Origin of the sequence: Acinetobacter sp. WCHAc010052, from assembly GCF_002165295.2 — a bacterium.
In the GTDB taxonomy this organism is placed as follows: domain Bacteria; phylum Pseudomonadota; class Gammaproteobacteria; order Pseudomonadales; family Moraxellaceae; genus Acinetobacter; species Acinetobacter chinensis.
Map to the genome: position 1 here is coordinate 2590051 of NZ_CP032143.1, position 12930 is coordinate 2602980.

Here is a 12930-nt window from a genome sequence, read left to right on the forward strand (position 1 = left end):
ATTAAAAAAGAAAAAAGCCTGATTCGGCTTTTTTCTTTTTCTTTTCGTTTTAAGCAACAAATTTCAGAATCATCTGAATCACTGTTGCGTTGATTAAATCAACAAAGAATGCACCACACAGCGGCACAATCAGAAATGCCTTGTGCGATGGTCCATACATGTTGGTAATCGCCTGCATGTTCGCAACCGCTGTTGGCGTTGCCCCCATACCGAAACCACAATGACCCGCTGAAAGTACAGCAGCATCGTAGTTTTTACCCATCACTCTGAATGTTACAAATGCAGCATACAGCGCCATTGTAATGGTCTGAGCCCCTAAAATTACAACCAGTGGACCTGCCAGGTCAGCCAGTTGCCATAATTTCAGCGACAGTAATGCCATTGCCAGGTAAAGTGACAGTGACGCATTACCAAAGACATCAATTGCACGGTCAAAAATACTGACCTTAAATACACCTTCCAGGACATTACGTAAAATAACCCCACCGCCAAGTGTCCAGACAAATGTAGGAAGTTCAAACCAGGTTCCTTTACTGAAGCCCGTCATAAATTCAGCAAAAGCAAGACAGGCTGCGAACATACCCAGAGTCGTAATCGCATTATCAGCTGTAATCAGACGAACCTGATGCGGATATTCAAAAGGAACAAATTCCTGTCCTTCCTGTTCAGCTGTGTGAAGATTATGGTCATCAGTCTGCTGATCTGTACGCGCAGTCGCAAGAGAATACTTTTTAATCAGAAGTCGTGCCAGTGGACCACCGATCAGACCACCAATGATCAGACCGAATGTTGCGCTCGCCATCCCCAGTGCGAGTGCACCCTGAATACCATGCTCAACTTCCAGAATTTCACCCCAGGCACCTGCAGTACCATGACCACCAGTCAGAGTAATCGAACCTGCGATCAGACCAATTAATGGATCAATGCCCAGTAAGGTTGCCAGGCTCATCCCCACGAAGTTCTGTACCACAATAAACGACGCAACACAGACCAGGAAAATAACCAGACCAATACCACCTTCACGCAGTTTTGCAAAATTGGCACTCAGACCAATGGATGCAAAGAAAATCAGCATGAAACTGGTTTGCAGTTCACTGCTGGTGGTAATGCTGTATCCCCATAAATTATGGACAAGCAATGAAATCACTGCTGCAACAAGACCACCGGCAACAGGTTCAGGAATATTGTATTTTTTAAGAAATTCAATATTGTTGACAAGAAAACGTCCAAGTAGAAGGACAATAACCGCTGCTATCAGCGTATAAAACGCGTTAAAAGTGAATTCCATGGGAAAGTCCCTTGTATATCATGAATACTTTTTGTTTCACAGTTTGACCAAATATGATTTCAGATGATCGTCCCTGTACTGCTTTTAATCACTTATGTACAGATTCAAATCTAAGTTATTCAGTGCATTCTGCAATTAGAATAATGTAAATCAGATCACATTTTAAATTTCTGTGAACAGATCAATTATTCCGTCATCAATTGAAAATATTTAATTTTTCCAGCTAAGTACTGACAAAAAAGTAAACGCTTTTACGCATATTGAGGAAGATGCGATACAGCAGTTTCAGTGCATGGGTATTCACTGTTCTTTGCTGTACAGGCTTAAAACTGAGGGATAATCTCATTATAAGCTCCTTACAAGTAAGATCCTTTTCAGTCTTGATTCGACTTAAGCAGGATAAATCTGAGGGTTAAAAAAGGTGTAAAAGGGCGACATTATGCAGTTTTTTTTCAAATTGTCTTCATTTTTTTACATTTTTTATTATAAATCTGACTTATTCATTTTTAATCTTAATACTTTTGCGAAATACTCTGCATTTGCATAAAAGTGACAGCCTGTACGTCCATCACTGTTTTCCAGATATAAAAAAGGAGTGACTGATCACCCCTTTTTTTGAACTTTAAAACTGCGGCAGCTTATTAGAAGCTATATTTAGCCATCAAGCCTACACGGTTATCCTTATAAGATTTACCCGCAAATGTTTCACGCTTACCATTGATATATTCAACGCCTAAGTCAATCGGTTTAGCTGGTGAATAAATCACGTTTAGCCATGCCTGTTGAACTTTTTCATTACCTAACTGATTTGCTTTTGCATAACCATTGTCATCATCAGCAAACATACCACCATAAGCCAGTGTTGTACGTAAGTTAGGCAGCACTTTATAAGTTGCGCCAACCTGAGCTGCATTAAACTCATTCTGTTTAATATTATTGTTTGCATCAACTACATAAGCCGAGTTACTGCCATACATATAATTGCTGTTACCTTTTACATGTGTAAAATCAGCAAATACTTTTAATGGATCTGTCAGCTGGTAATTTGCACCAACTGCAATACCCCAACCAGTTTTGTCATCCTTTGCAGTTTCTGACTTATAGTTTTCAGCCAGTACGCGCGCAGTTGCTGTACCTTTTCCATCTGCAAAGCCCTGAGTAAGCTTAGCAGTAAGTACAGGTAAACGATATTTCAAATCAGCTGCAGCTCCTTCGACATCAGCAAGAGTTGCCATGCCTGCCTTACTGTTACCTTCTTCGGCAGCAATAAATAACTGAGTTTGTGGCGCAAGATTAAGTCCATAACGAACCTGAGGAATACGCGTAGTACCACCACCAATGTTAGTTGCGAAGTCAATCATTTCAGGTGCATGACCTGCAAGGAAGTTCGACGTTGTCTGACCGAATAACCAGTTGTTTAAAGTTAAATAAGCGTGACGGATACGCAGATTTTCATTCGCACCGTTACCCGCAAAATCCACTTCAACCTTACCACCAACTTTGTCATCGCCTACTGGAGTGTTAAAATCAAGACCTAAACGGGTCGTTTTTGCTGTTGCACGTAATTTATCTTTTGTTGCACCAGTACTTTTGTGAACAGAGCCGAAGTCATCGTCTGCACCTTCAATGATGTAGTTTGCATCACCACGTACAAAACCGTACAGGTTAACTTCTGCACCGCCTTTAGATTTCATTGAAAACGGTGATGCAGGCTTAGTTGAAGGTGCTATAACCTGTGGCTGTGCTTTAACTTCAGCAATCTGAACCTGTTGCTGCTGCTGAACCTGATTCTGCTGTTGAACCATACTTTTCAGAGATTCAATTTCCTTACGCAGTTGCTGAATCTGCTCCTGCTCAGTTTTACCTGCATGAGCACCAGTTACCATCACAGCTGATACAGCAAGCGCAAGACCCTGCGCGATAAATTTACCGTTAAGTAAGTGACCCATTTTTGTCTCCAGAATTATAATCTTCGCATCCGTGCTTGATGACTTTTTGCTCTAAAATTAAATGAAAATTCACGATTAAATAAAAAATCCACCAACAAAAACCATCGCACTTTATGCATAACAGAACAGTGAAAAAGTTTTTAAAATTTGCTAAAAAAACACATCATGTGATCTACACACCCGTCAAATCTAACAACTTCCATTAATAATTAAAATCAGTTTTACCGAACAAAAATAAATAATTAATCCATTTTTCAGATTAATATTACAAAAATATTAATATATTCTGTAACTTATATTTTCTGTACAATTCTCTTAAAGTACATTTATTAGACTATTGTATATATTACAAACAGCTAAAAAACTCATTTTTAAAGGATTTTTTATGAATCTGGATCAGGTTCGTCTTGTCGACAACGCAATTTCATCCCGTCATTCTGTACGCGCTTTTTTAAATACCCCTGTCAGTTCTGAGACCATTAAAGACATTCTGACCGTTGCCAGCCGTGCTCCATCGGGAACAAATACCCAGCCATGGAAAGTCTATGTTGTCACCGGTCAAAAAAGGGCTGAAATGATCGAAAGAGTCTGTGCAGCTCAGATTGAATTATTTAATAACCCTGCCCTGGCATCAGAATATAAAGAGACTTTTTCCTATTATCCTGAAACATGGATTTCTCCGTATATCGACCGTCGTCGTGAAAATGGATGGGGACTGTATGGGTTACTGAACATCCAGAAAGGTGAAAAAGAAAAAATGGCTGCACAACAGTTACGAAATTATCAACTGTTTGATGCACCTGTCGCGCTGTTTTTTACGGTTAATAAAGCAATGGGAATCGGTTCAAAAATGGACATTTCCATGATGATTCAGAATGTCATGACTGCGGCTAAAGCCCGCGGACTGGATACCTGTCCACAAGCTGCATGGAACCATTTTCATCCGATTGTTATGGATGTACTGCAAGCACCTGAAGATGAAGAACTCGTCTGTGCTGTGGCACTGGGCTTTGCAGATCCTGACCATATTGTAAATACTTTTATCACTCCGCGGGTACCTGTTGAAGACTTTGCTGTTTTTCTGGATGAATAGATTCTGAGCCTGTTTTAGAACTTCATCAAAAATCCCCCTGCAGATAAAGGGGGATTTTTACTTTCAGATACAGTCTGATGAACTCATAAAACGGTTCCTTGCTGCTGATATCTTAAATTCAGTCTATATATGGCGTACAGTCCCGCTGAAATAAACAGCAGCATCAGCAGTCCCATATTGAACAACGCACTCCAGACCAGAAAATTCAGAATCACACCGCCCATTAATCCGCAGGCAAACTGAAAACTTCCCATAATGGCACTCGCTGTCCCTGCTCTTGCACCCTGCTCTGACATTGCCAGTGCCATGGCATTAGGTCCTGTAAATCCAATTCCTGATACAGCCAGAAACAGTCCACCCATTACAATCCACAAAGGAGCTGCCGGCAATACACCTGCAATGATCAGAGTCACTGCGCCACTCATCTGAATCGCACCGCCTGTTTTTAAACGCTGCAATATGCCAAATTTCCCTGCTAATTTTTTATTGAGGGTTGAAAGCAGCATGATACCAAAAGCATTGACACCAAATGCAATTGCAAAGTGCTGCTGACTCATACCATAACCGTCCATCAGTACAGCAGAAGACGAGCTGATATAACAGAACATTGCCCCACCGGTGAAACAGCCTGCAAGCATAGGCCATCTGAATCCAGGATCTTTTAAAATTGCAGCATAAAGCGTCAGTACCTGATTCAGGTTTAAATGCAGGCGACGTTCTGGTACCAGAGTTTCTTTAAAAAAGAAGTGGACACAGAACAGACAGACTGCTCCCATTACAATCAGAAATACAAAAATGGCATGCCAGCTGAAAAAGTTCAGTACCAGTGCGCCCAGACTCGGTGCAATCACAGGAGCTATCCCCATCACAATCATCATACTGGCAAAAGCCTGAGCAGATGCCTGTACATCCAGCCGGTCACGGATTGCAGCACGTGCAATCACCACACCAACACAGCCTCCCAGAGCCTGAAGAATACGGGCTGCAATCAGACTCCATTCATGACTTGCCATAAGGCACAGCAGACTGGCTGTAATATAGAGTATCAGCCCAAAATAGAGCGGTTTCTTCCGCCCGATTCTGTCACTGACCGGACCATAGATCAGCTGTCCCAGTGCAAGCCCCAGGAAATATGCGGGCAGCGTATTTGCCATCATCTGGGTACTGACACCGAAATCTGTTGCCATCTGCGGCAATGCAGGCAGATACATATCAATGGACAATGGTCCAAGTGATGTCAGTAATGCCAGCAACATGATCCATGATGTGGAATATTGTCTGTTCGGGCGTTGATCTGCTATATCCATATTTCTTTTTTAAATGGCTCTTGTGCAGACAAGATTACATTGTCCAGCGTATTATTTCTGCATACTCTAAGTGAAGTTTCACATATTCACAGACAAGCGCATAATTTACATACAGCCTAACACGAAGGATCTCTGGTGAAACCCTGGCTAAAAAGACTGAAACAGGCGACCTACAATACCACTTTCATGTATAACATCCGCATGATCATTGCCTTCTCAGGAACTGCTTTTGTCCCTTATTTCATGGGATATCAGCTGGCAACCATCCCACTGACTCTGGGCGTGGTAGCTGCTGGATTAAGTGATATTGATGACCGATTTTCGGTCAGGATCATGAACCTGATCTATACCTATATCGGCTTTTTTGTCACAGCCGCTTCCATTCAGTTTCTGTTTCCTTACCCTGTTCTTTTTGCTTTTGGTCTGATTGTTTCCTGTATTGGATGGATTCTGCTGGGGTCTCTGGGCAGGCGTTATGCCACGATTGCCTATGGCTGTCTGGTCATTTCTGTTTATTCCATGCTGGGGGTACATCTGTTTGATCAATGGTATGTACAGCCCACCCTGCTGGTTACGGGTGCAGCATGGTACGGACTGATCTCCACCATCAGTTTTCTGCTGTTTCCTGTCCGTCAGGTACAGGACAAACTGTCACAGTGTTATTCCTCACTGGGCGATTTTCTGTTTGCAAAATCCAACCTGTTTGATGTTGATATGACACCGGACAGTTATCAAAAAAGCATGATTGAGCTGTCCATGGAAAATGGTCGGTTGATCGGCATTTATAATGAAATGAAAACTGCACTGCTGACCCGACTGAAAGGTGACCGTGGGCAGAAAGATACCCGTCGCAGTCTTCAGTATTATTTTGTTGCTCAGGATATTCATGAACGGGCAGACTCTGCTCATATTGATTATCAGAAACTGGCAAAAATCTTTGAGCACAGCGATATTCTGTTCCGCTTTCAGCGCATTCTGTCCATCCAGGGGAAAGCCTGTAAAGATTTGAGCGAGAGCATCTTAAACCGAGAGATTTATCAGCATAATCATCGCTTTAAACACGCCTTTGAAAACCTGAAATATTCACTTGAAAGATTGAGAAAAGATCCTCAGTACGATCAGGTTTGGGTCAATGCCCTGTTTTCACTGTACCAGAACCTGAAATCTGTCGATGCCCAACTCAGAAACCTGGAAACTGAACGCAATATCAGTGCAGACAAAACCCGACATATTGAACACCAGCTCAAAGACGATGACTTAAAAGGCTGGGATGATATTGTCATCCGTATCAAACAGAATCTGAGTCCAGAATCCGTACTGTTCCGACATGCAATACGGGTATCCATTGTGCTGTTCATCGGCTATATTTTTGTACAGCTGACCAGTATTGAATATGGTTACTGGATTCTCCTGACTGCCCTGTTTGTCAGCCAGCCAAACTTCAATGCAACAAAACGCCGGTTAAGACTGCGGATTACCGGAACACTGTCCGGCATTATTATTGGTTATGCCATTCTGTATTTTGTACCTTCCATCGAAGGTCAGCTGGTGATTCTGATTTTAAGTGGCGTGCTGTTTTTTGAATTACGCAGTAAACAGTATGCCCAGGCAACAGCATTCATCACCATTCTGGCATTAATCAACTTTAATCTGGATGGACTGGGTTTTGCTGCGGCATTCCCGCGTATGCTCGATACACTGATTGGTTGTGCACTGGCCTGGTTCGGTGTCAGCTTTATCTTTCCAGACTGGAAATTCCGCAGATTGCCACGAACCATCCGTCGCTCTCTGACAGCTCAGTGCGACTATCTTGCTGAAGTGATTGAACAGTATAAAAATGGCAGAAATAATGGTCTGAAATACCGTATTGTCCGTCGTGCTGCACATAACACCGATGCCGAAGTTGCCTCACTGATTTCCACACTGGCGACTGAACCTGATTTTGATCCCGTTCAGAAAACCCATGCTTTTGAATTTCTGTGCCTGAATCACACCCTGATCAGTTATATAGCCGCATTAGGCGCACATCGTGAAAAAATTGAAGACACTGAAATTCTGCAATTACTCGATCAAGCCTTTGAGGATATCAAAGGAGCACTGCTGAATGATGAAGTCCCTGATCTGAGTGCGCAGAACATGCTGCAGACCATTCGCCAGCAGCTCAGCCAGAACCATGCCGAAGACCAGAAGTCACTGATTATTCTGCAACAGTTATCGCTGATGCTCGGCATACTGAATCAACTGAGTCAGCTGAAGCAGAATCTGAGTCATGAACGCGATCTGGATGCGACCGAATTTGCCTCATTGTAATCTGGGTAATTTTGGAACAATATACTCACTGAATTGCTGTATTTAATGCTAAACTTTTTAAAGTTATAAATTTGTTAGTTTACTATGACCACCAAGACCCAATACGCCTATACTTTACAGCCTGTTTCTTATGAAGTTTCTGAAGAAGAACAGCGCAATGCCCAGCTGGTACTGTCCCGCAGCAACTACAAAATTGGAAATAAAGCCTGGATGATCATGGGCGCAGTTGTTGCCCTGGCTCTGCTCGGACTGATTTTTATTAAAAACTATTCGACAGTTTTCTGTTGGGTAGCCCTCGTCTGTGTGGCTATTTATTTTCTGGTTCGTAAATTCGGTATCGAATGGTACGTCAAACGCAAAATTAAAGAAGTTCCTGTTCAGGAAATTAAAGGCATCCGCTTAGGCGTTCAACCTCACGGTTTATCCATGCAGCAACAGGTTGGTATGCAGCAAGGCACAATGACTGTGGGCTGGAAAGACATTTACGAATGGTACAACACGCCTGAATTCATCCTGGTCAATTTCAAAGTGAAAGGTCAGCAAGGTGCATATATTCTGCCAAAACGTATGGACTCCAAAAACTTTCCATTCACCACGATCCGCAAACATTTAAAAGAAACTGTAGGCGAACCGAAACAGGCTTAAACCTGCTTGCAGACTCTTTAAAAAGCCTCCTTCGGGAGGTTTTTTGTTTTCCGGTCAGCCCTGCTTAATAAAAATGATAATGAGAATACATATTACCTACAAAATCCACATTATCTTCTGATTCTTCGTTTATAATTCACCGCATTCCTCATTCTCAGTCATATTGTGTCATCATGCTGAAAAAAATATTCTTCCAGATTCACTGGTTTCTCGGCATTACAGCTGGTCTCATTCTTTCCATTATGGGTGTAACCGGTGCCATTTATTCTTATGAACAACCCATTCAGAAATGGATGAACCCCGCGAGCTATACTGTTCAGGCAGAAAGTCATGCCAAACTGAGCCCTGCACAGATTTATCAGCATTTTCAGACCACACAGCCTGAGATGAAAATCAACAGCATCACCATTGCAAGCAGCCCAACTGAATCTTCCAGTATCAACATTGAAAAAGAAGGTGCACGTAAGGGCTACAATATGATGATCAACCCTTATTCAGCAGAAATTTTACCGGAAATCAAGGGACGTGATTTTTTCCAGTTTATACAGCAGCTGCATCGCAATCTGACTGTAGGACCTGTAGGAAAACAGATTACAGGGGCATGTACCCTGATTCTGATCTTTTTTGTTCTGAGTGGTTTATATCTTCGCTGGCCAAAAAAACATTCCATAAAACAATGGCTCGCAGTCAAACCTAAACTTAAAGGTCGTAACTTCCTATGGGATCTGCATGCTGTTGCAGGCACCTGGGTCATTATTTTTTATCTGATACTGGCATGTACTGGTCTTTACTGGTCTTACGACTGGTGGCGCAACGGTATGTTTGCTGTACTTGGGGTTGAGAAACCTCAGGCTGAAATGCAAGCTAAAGGCGGTAAGGAAAATAAAAAAACGGATCAGCACAAACAACAGAATCATGAAAAAGACAAAAAAGGACTGGAGCCAGAACAGATCAGCTATGCTCTTACCCAGTCCTGGACAGGATTTAATGCACAGATTCAGCGTCCATACTCAACACTGACCCTGAATATTCCCAAAAAACCGGATGGCAATGTTGAGCTCAGCTTCGTCGATGCTGTTCCACAGCATGAACGTGCCCGTAACAAGGCAACTTATAACTATCAAAGCTCATCTGTTCAGAAAATTGAACTGTACGAAGACAAACAGCTGAATGAAAAAATCATGAGCAGTATGTTACCTGTACACCGTGGCAGCTTCTTCGGTCCTGTCTACCAGTTCCTGGCAGCCGTAGCCGCTCTGATCATGCCTTTGTTCTTTGTCACGGGGTGGATGCTTTATCTGAAACGACGCAAACAGAAAAAACTGACTCTTGCTGCCAGAAACAGCTCTGCTGCCGTTATGGTTGATCCAAACGCCAAGGCATGGCTGATTGCGTATGCCACACAGACCGGTGTTTCTGAACAGCTTGCATGGCGTACCGCAACCAGTCTTCAGGAAGCCCGCCAGCCTGTAACGGTCAAATCTGTCCAGCATCTGACCACTGATGATCTGAAGAATACTCAGCAGCTGCTGATCATTGCCAGTACTTATGGCACAGGTGAAGCACCTGATCTTGCATCGGGTTTTGTACGAAAAGTAATGAACCAGTCTGTAGATTTAAGCCATCTTCAATATGCAGTACTCGCACTGGGTTCAAAAGAATATGCAGACACTTTCTGCAGTTTTGGACACAGCATCGACCAGTGGTTAAGTCAGCAAGGTGCATCTGCATTCTTTCCTGCTATTGAAGTTGACAATGGGGACCCTGAAGCCATTCAACAATGGAATCTGGCATTAGCCAAAGTCAGTAAATTGGAACTTCAATCCATGCAGATCAGTAAAACGTTTGATCCATGGATTTTAAAACAGCGTACATTGTTGAATCCTGACAGCCTGGGTGCTCCTGCATTCAACATCGAACTGACGCCACAACACGAAGTCAGCTGGCAGGCTGGTGATATTGCTGAAATTCAACCTGGTAACAGTACAGAACGTATTCAGCAGTTCATGTTGCGCTATCAGATTTCATCGGGTCAGATGGTTGAGCCACTGAATATCAGCATCGAACAGGCACTCTGGGACAAAGATCTGACAGTAGAGATTGAACCTTTTGCCAATATGGAACACCTGCTGGAGCAATTACCTGCCTTGCCATCACGTGAATATTCCATTGCAAGCATTCCTGCTCAGCAGATTTTACGTCTCGTGGTTCGTCAGCAGTCCGACTCAAAAGGAAACACCGGTTTAGGTTCAGGCTGGTTAACCCAGCATGCAGCCGTCAACCAGCCTGTTGCACTGCGAATCCGCACCAATGAATCTTTCCACCTGATTCACGATAACCGTCCGGTTATCCTGATTGGTAATGGAACAGGCATTGCAGGACTCATGAGTCTGCTCAGTGCCCGTATCAGAGCGGATTACACCGATAACTGGCTGATCTTTGGCGAACGTCAGCGTGAACATGACTTTTTCTATCAGAGCACTATTGAGGCATGGCAGACTACAGGTATGCTGAAACATCTGGATCTGGCATTTTCACGTGATCAGGATGAAAAAATCTATGTGCACCATAAACTGCGTGAACAGGCTGCTGAACTGAAACAGTGGATTGATCAGGATGCTGTTATCTATGTCTGTGGCAGTATCAACGGTATGGCAAGTGATGTTGATCAGGCACTGATTGATATTCTGGGTGCGACACTGGTCGATCAGCTCCGTAATGACGGACGATACCGTCGGGATGTGTATTAACACCAATCACTGAACAACAAAATCCAGATAAAAAACCAGGCTTAGACCTGGTTTTTTATTATCCATATTCAGCATATCATCAATGCCAAAGCAGATTGATCAAATGATTAAGGTACAGGATGAAGTTTTTCCATTCACAGCATTCACGATTCAGACAGATAAGTTGCCTGCTCACAGGTCTTCTCCTGTTTGCAAATGGGACATATATGCTGATGCTGAAAAAAGTCCATCTAGGCACCCTGTTACCTTTATTCATCGGTATTTTTCTGATTGGATATGCTGTGTTTTATTCGATTATTCAGAAACAGCTGAACAGCAATAAAAAGCTCCGATCAACAGTTAAATCCTTATGGATACTGTTTTATCTGTGGATATTCAGTGTGCTGTGCTTCTTCAGTTATATTGCATTAAATATTGAGAACGCCAGTGAAATCCCCCCCTTGAAAGCCATTATCATACTGGGGAGTGGCACTGAAAATGGAAAACCGACACCAACCCTGGCTAAACGGCTGGACAGTGCTGCAGCAGTTGCTCTGAAACAGCCTCGGACGATTTTAATTCCCAGTGGCGGGCAGGATTTCGGAGAGAAATATACAGAAGCTGAAGTCATGCAGAATTATCTGATACAACAGTACCAGATCAGTCCCACACGAATTTTTCAGGAAAATAAAAGTACCAGTACAGAGCTGAACCTGAAAAACAGTCAATCCATTCTGCAACAGCAACAGATTTCAATGCACAGCCCTATTGGAATAGTCACCAGTGACTTTCACACCTTGCGAGCACGGGCAATTGCCCATAAACAGGGATACAGCAACACCGTGATGATTGCTGCTCCTACTCCCCTGTATAATCGCTATAACGCATGGCTCAGAGAATATTTTGCCTATATCAGTGGATGGGTTCTGAATGAATACTGATGAAATCAGTTAATACGGATTGAGCGTGGCAAAGGTAAACTGCCATCTTTGAACAGTTCAGGTTTCTGCACATACAGTTCATAAAGATAATTTTTAATATCCAGCAGTAACCGTTCAGGTGCAACTAAAATATTCTGCCCTTCAGGTGTCAGATCCAGAGACAGAACCGTGTTTTCCTGACGCAGATAAGGAATAACTTTTAACAGAAAACTGTTCAGGGCGATTTCCTGAATCTCATAACTCTCCCAGTTATCACGGATCAGTAATTTAGCCAGACCTTTATTCTGCCATACCGAAAATGCAGCCTGCCCCGTTGGAGTTGCACATAATGCCCACCCCTCTTTAAATAAAGCGGTTAAATACCCCTGGGCGACAATGACTTCAATAAATTTTTTATATAATTCCTGGGCACTTAAAGTGTTGGCCTGAGATCTGGTCGCAGCCTTTCGTTGATACGGATTTCTCATAAATCTGCAATATTTTAAAATTATTATAGAAAAGGGATTCTATGCAATTGAGAGTGTTTTAGCAAGGAGGATATGGTGGGCGCTGACGGGATCGAACCGCCGACATTCTGCTTGTAAGGCAGACGCTCTACCAACTGAGCTAAGCGCCCTGAACATGGAATAACAAAGCATGGCTTTGCTCAAATCGTTAAAAATAATTTT

Annotated in this window: 9 protein-coding genes and 1 tRNA gene; 5 read left to right on the forward strand and 5 right to left on the reverse strand. The window is 42.8% G+C overall.

The genetic code is table 11. From position 1 onward, the window contains the following. Positions 1-49: 49 nt before the first annotated feature. Entirely contained in the window at positions 50-1288 is a 1239-nt protein-coding gene (gltS, locus tag CDG61_RS12700; protein ID WP_087549433.1) for a sodium/glutamate symporter, read from the reverse strand. Between the two features lie 641 nt (positions 1289-1929). Continuing rightward, positions 1930-3237: a DcaP family trimeric outer membrane transporter gene (locus tag CDG61_RS12705; protein ID WP_087549434.1), complete on the reverse strand. Its 1308-nt coding sequence runs from the start codon at positions 3235-3237 to the stop codon at positions 1930-1932. Between the two features lie 385 nt (positions 3238-3622). Here CDG61_RS12705 and CDG61_RS12710 point away from each other — a divergent pair, with 385 nt between their 5' ends. After that, positions 3623-4330 (forward strand): nitroreductase, encoded by a 708-nt coding sequence (locus CDG61_RS12710; protein WP_087549435.1) that lies wholly within the window; start codon positions 3623-3625, stop codon positions 4328-4330. An 83-nt stretch (positions 4331-4413) separates the two neighbouring features. Here CDG61_RS12710 and CDG61_RS12715 read toward each other — a convergent pair whose 3' ends face one another. Beyond that, positions 4414-5637, reverse strand: coding sequence for a multidrug effflux MFS transporter (locus CDG61_RS12715; RefSeq protein WP_394357223.1), 1224 nt, complete (start codon positions 5635-5637; stop codon positions 4414-4416). 135 nt (positions 5638-5772) lie between these two features. On the opposite strand from CDG61_RS12715, the gene yccS reads away from it, so the two are divergent. From yccS to CDG61_RS12735, 4 genes are all read left to right on the forward strand, one after another. Beyond that, positions 5773-7947: a YccS family putative transporter gene (gene yccS / locus CDG61_RS12720; protein ID WP_087549436.1), complete on the forward strand. Its 2175-nt coding sequence runs from the start codon at positions 5773-5775 to the stop codon at positions 7945-7947. 84 nt (positions 7948-8031) lie between these two features. Further along, positions 8032-8592: a YcxB family protein gene (locus CDG61_RS12725; RefSeq protein ID WP_087513344.1), complete on the forward strand. Its 561-nt coding sequence runs from the start codon at positions 8032-8034 to the stop codon at positions 8590-8592. A 173-nt stretch (positions 8593-8765) separates the two neighbouring features. After that, the gene (locus CDG61_RS12730) at positions 8766-11342 is read left to right on the forward strand and encodes a PepSY domain-containing protein (RefSeq protein WP_087549437.1); all 2577 of its coding nucleotides are present in this window, start codon (positions 8766-8768) and stop codon (positions 11340-11342) included. A 119-nt stretch (positions 11343-11461) separates the two neighbouring features. Then, entirely contained in the window at positions 11462-12262 is an 801-nt protein-coding gene (locus CDG61_RS12735; protein WP_087549438.1) for a YdcF family protein, read from the forward strand. Positions 12263-12267: 5 nt separating this feature from the next. Here CDG61_RS12735 and CDG61_RS12740 read toward each other — a convergent pair whose 3' ends face one another. Together CDG61_RS12740 and CDG61_RS12745 are read right to left on the reverse strand one after the other, a co-directional pair. Next, positions 12268-12729 carry a DUF2750 domain-containing protein gene (locus tag CDG61_RS12740; protein WP_087549439.1) on the reverse strand — a complete coding sequence of 154 codons (462 nt, stop codon included), beginning with the start codon at positions 12727-12729 and terminating at the stop codon, positions 12268-12270. A 73-nt stretch (positions 12730-12802) separates the two neighbouring features. Further along, positions 12803-12878, reverse strand: a tRNA-Val gene (locus CDG61_RS12745). Between the last annotated feature and the right edge of the window lie 52 nt (positions 12879-12930).

Coding starts and splice junctions, on each gene's coding strand:
- gltS (WP_087549433.1), bottom strand. CDS start 1,288: ATGGAATTCACTTTTAACGCGTTTTATACGCTGATAGCAGCGGTTATT.
- CDG61_RS12705 (WP_087549434.1), bottom strand. CDS start 3,237: ATGGGTCACTTACTTAACGGTAAATTTATCGCGCAGGGTCTTGCGCTT.
- CDG61_RS12710 (WP_087549435.1), top strand. CDS start 3,623: ATGAATCTGGATCAGGTTCGTCTTGTCGACAACGCAATTTCATCCCGT.
- CDG61_RS12715 (WP_394357223.1), bottom strand. CDS start 5,637: ATGGATATAGCAGATCAACGCCCGAACAGACAATATTCCACATCATGG.
- CDG61_RS12725 (WP_087513344.1), top strand. CDS start 8,032: ATGACCACCAAGACCCAATACGCCTATACTTTACAGCCTGTTTCTTAT.
- CDG61_RS12730 (WP_087549437.1), top strand. CDS start 8,766: ATGCTGAAAAAAATATTCTTCCAGATTCACTGGTTTCTCGGCATTACA.
- CDG61_RS12735 (WP_087549438.1), top strand. CDS start 11,462: ATGAAGTTTTTCCATTCACAGCATTCACGATTCAGACAGATAAGTTGC.
- CDG61_RS12740 (WP_087549439.1), bottom strand. CDS start 12,729: ATGAGAAATCCGTATCAACGAAAGGCTGCGACCAGATCTCAGGCCAAC.